The organism is Rhizobium sp. Root149, from assembly GCF_001427345.1.
GTDB lineage: Bacteria > Pseudomonadota > Alphaproteobacteria > Rhizobiales > Rhizobiaceae > Neorhizobium > Neorhizobium rhizoryzae.
The window spans coordinates 1-3028 of record NZ_LMGD01000017.1; the positions used below are offsets into that span (position 1 = coordinate 1).

3 protein-coding genes and 1 pseudogene are annotated in these 3028 nt (G+C 55.1%); 2 read left to right on the plus strand and 2 right to left on the minus strand.

All coding sequences use genetic code 11. From position 1 onward, the window contains the following. Positions 1-377: 377 nt before the first annotated feature. Entirely contained in the window at positions 378-923 is a 546-nt protein-coding gene (locus ASD54_RS11995) for an AAA family ATPase (protein ID WP_062554860.1), read from the minus strand. Positions 924-1120: 197 nt separating this feature from the next. Further along, the gene (locus tag ASD54_RS12000; protein ID WP_062554861.1) at positions 1121-1654 is read right to left on the minus strand and encodes a chemotaxis protein CheD; all 534 of its coding nucleotides are present in this window, start codon (positions 1652-1654) and stop codon (positions 1121-1123) included. Between the two features lie 777 nt (positions 1655-2431). Between ASD54_RS12000 and ASD54_RS27515 the strand changes: the two genes are divergently transcribed. Both ASD54_RS27515 and ASD54_RS27520 read left to right on the plus strand, forming a co-directional pair. Continuing rightward, the gene (locus ASD54_RS27515; RefSeq protein WP_348272044.1) at positions 2432-2713 is read left to right on the plus strand and encodes an ABC transporter substrate-binding protein; all 282 of its coding nucleotides are present in this window, start codon (positions 2432-2434) and stop codon (positions 2711-2713) included. Next, positions 2691-3028, plus strand: a pseudogene (locus tag ASD54_RS27520) (branched-chain amino acid ABC transporter substrate-binding protein); the annotation flags it as partial. The gene ASD54_RS27515 and the pseudogene ASD54_RS27520, both read left to right, overlap by 23 nt.

Genomic DNA, 3028 nt, shown 5'->3' on the forward strand with positions numbered 1-3028 from the left:
GGAAGAAGGGCCCGGACGGCAAGTATTCCTACTTCCAGAGGAAGAAGGGCCCGGACGGCAAGTATTCCTACTTCCAGATGTAAGACATCAGCGGCGGTTCATCCGTCCATGGGAAAGGGTCGGCATGCGCCGGCCCTCAGACTGCGGACAATCTTGCCCATCATACGCGACGTCATTCTCGGCCTTGCGCCGAGAACCGACTTAGATCCAACAAATCAATCGGTTGTCGATGCTCGGGCTTGTTGGTTGAGGGCCAAGCATAGCGGCATGTGGAATGAAGGTTTGTCAGCAACTGTGGCTCTTGATAGCCGAAACACGATGCCTTCCGACATTTGTTCCCGTCCGGCGCGCTCAACTTGCGACCATCGGTGTAAAGCTCAGGTTTTTCCGATATGGGCCTCCACGAAATCCGCTCGGAAGGCTATGCCGTTGCGCGGCAGTTCGATCAGTCTGTAGCCAAGTTTCGGATAAAACGCACACAAGCGTTCATATTCCGCCACAGCAGCATACAGATCATGTTTTCGCTGAGCGTCATTGACGTAGATCTCCGGCCAAGGTGGTGTCATGAAAACCACCGGCTGATATCGGTGCTGCGCACACAGGGCCAGAACGCGATCTTCTTCATTTTTGCCGGGTGACGTGTGCAGCAAGGCGCATGCGGCGTCGATCAATCCGCGGTCGAAGAAAACGACACTCTCAGCCGATCGGTTCTCCTCTAGATCTCTGAGCGAAAGTGCGATTGCCCGGCGTGCGAATGCGGCGGGATTTGACCAGGGCAATGCTGCTCCGTCGCCAGCTTGTTCTTTCGCTACGATCCGTCTTCCGGGTTCAGGGACAATGGAATGGCCGCGTTGCCCCAGTTCTGCAAGCAGTGAGGACTTACCGCCGCCTGAGCAGCCTGAAATGACGTGAAAGTGCGGCATCTGGACGGGTTCTCCTTCGGCACGAGGTCTATTGCTGCGGAACAGCAGGCGCCTGATATTCAGACAATTTTCAGATTGCTCCGGTTTCGCGCGCCGATTCGCACACTGGGATCGCAATGGAGCCGTGGGATCGATCGAAGTCGAACCGCCCGGGCAATTCCTCACTGTGGTTCCCTGTGATTGCTGGCCAGAAGGCCTCAGGCGGATTTTCTGGACAAGCTGATGACCGTGCGGCGCGAGACCGAGAATGCGGGCGAATCGCGTGTTTCGCGTACTTTGGTGCGTCCGCTGGCTGGATGAAAATTGACCCAGCGCGCCACTTGGCCGCCAAGGCTCGATTCGATGAGTTTCAATCCGTTGGCGTTCACAAAGGCCAGCGCGAAGTCCGCATTCAGCACGCCTGGTTCGTAGGAACCGTCATTGCGTGCGCGCCCGCCGAAAAGCTTGACCATCAACCTTTCCCGCTGAGCCCCTCTGCGGCAGAGGTTGCTGAGAAGTCCCGGCATGGCCACGTCTCCATAGCGATACCTTTGCTCCTGAGGCGCGCGCTCACCGCCGATCGGCAGGACGAAATGGTTGATGCCGCCGATCCCCGCGACCGGATCATAGATGCATGCGCAAACACATGAGCCCAGAACGGTGCTGAAATAGGTGCCCTCCGTGGAAGAGACGGCGTATTGTCCGCTGAGGACATGCACGATTTTGTAGCCACCATCATCCTGCGCAAACACTGTTATGCCTCTCGGATCCCTTGGGCCACTCGCTCCGGATAACGCGGTGCTCGCCTGACTTACCACGCTCCATTCTACGTGGAAGAGCGTTAAATCGCCATGATAACTTAAGGTTTCATGATCTGTGTGGTTGCAATTTTCAGAGCATGGTCAACGAAAATTAAAGCTCTTCCACGAGCCGGAACGGGCTCCGGCGGACGGTTGTCGTCGTGTCGTTCGCCCTCAATCTGTAGTTTCTGTTTATACCTAAGTATGACTCTATTTTGGTAGCGGAATGCGATCAACGACAGGCTGAATTCCTCACGATGAATCAGATGGCGCTGCCGGGGTCATTTCAGTTTCATTCAACGCCCGTTCAATGGTTTTCAACAGCGTTCAAATTAAGCTGTGAATCAGCTCAATTATAATCATTGTGAATGTGTTCTGATTCTCGGATGGATCGTCTCAAGGCTGGCGGTCATTGGCGGATTGTGCTCTGCAAGATCATGAAAAATCTATGTTTTCATATGCAGCCTGCGCGTAATTTCATCATCTTGCCTAGTTTGTTGTCGTTGTGTTTGCGGAATCGAGCTGCAGAATTTTTGAAACGAATGCATCAATCATACTGATGCATCCTATGCGGGAATTGCTAAATTAACTCTCTAGCAAGAGTAAGAATTGACATGGCATTGCTTTCCGCTCCAGAGTGCGCGCCGGGGAAACTGTTACCTGCGCAAGGAAAGTGGGGCTTGCGAAGGTTTTTTATTCGACCCGCTAAATAAAACTGGGAGTACAAGAATGAAGAAGTCTCTTCTTTCGGCAGTCGCGCTGACTGCAGTTGTCGCCTTCGGCGGCTCTGCGTGGGCCGACATTTTGGTGGGCGTTGGCGGTCCGCTGACAGGCCCGAATGCTGCCTTTGGCGCGCAGTTGCAGAAGGGCGCTGAACAGGCTGCGGCAGACATCAACGCTGCTGGCGGCATCAACGGCGAGAAGATCAAGATCGTTCTCGGTGATGACGTGTCCGACCCGAAGCAGGGCGTTTCGGTTGCCAACAAGGAAGATCAAGATCGTTCTCGGTGATGACGTGTCCGACCCGAAGCAGGGCGTTTCGGTTGCCAACAAGTTCGTGGCCGATGGCGTGAAGTTCGTGGTGGGTCACTTCAATTCGGCGGTTTCCATTCCGACGGCTGAAGTCTATGCCGAAAACGGCATCCTGCAGGTAACGCCTGCCTCCACCAACCCGAAGTTCACCGAGCGCGGCCTGTGGAACACCTTCCGCACCTGCGGCCGTGACGACCAGCAGGGCGAAGTGGCTGGCAAGTACATTGCCGAGAAGTTCAAGAGCGCGAAGGTCGCCGTCGTTCACGACAAGACGACCTATGGTCAGGGTCTTGC

What these genes read in the sequence shown, in the direction of transcription:
- ASD54_RS27515 (WP_348272044.1), top strand. Translation starts at nt 2,432, where the DNA reads ATGAAGAAGTCTCTTCTTTCGGCAGTCGCGCTGACTGCAGTTGTCGCC.
- ASD54_RS11995 (WP_062554860.1), bottom strand. Translation starts at nt 923, where the DNA reads ATGCCGCACTTTCACGTCATTTCAGGCTGCTCAGGCGGCGGTAAGTCC.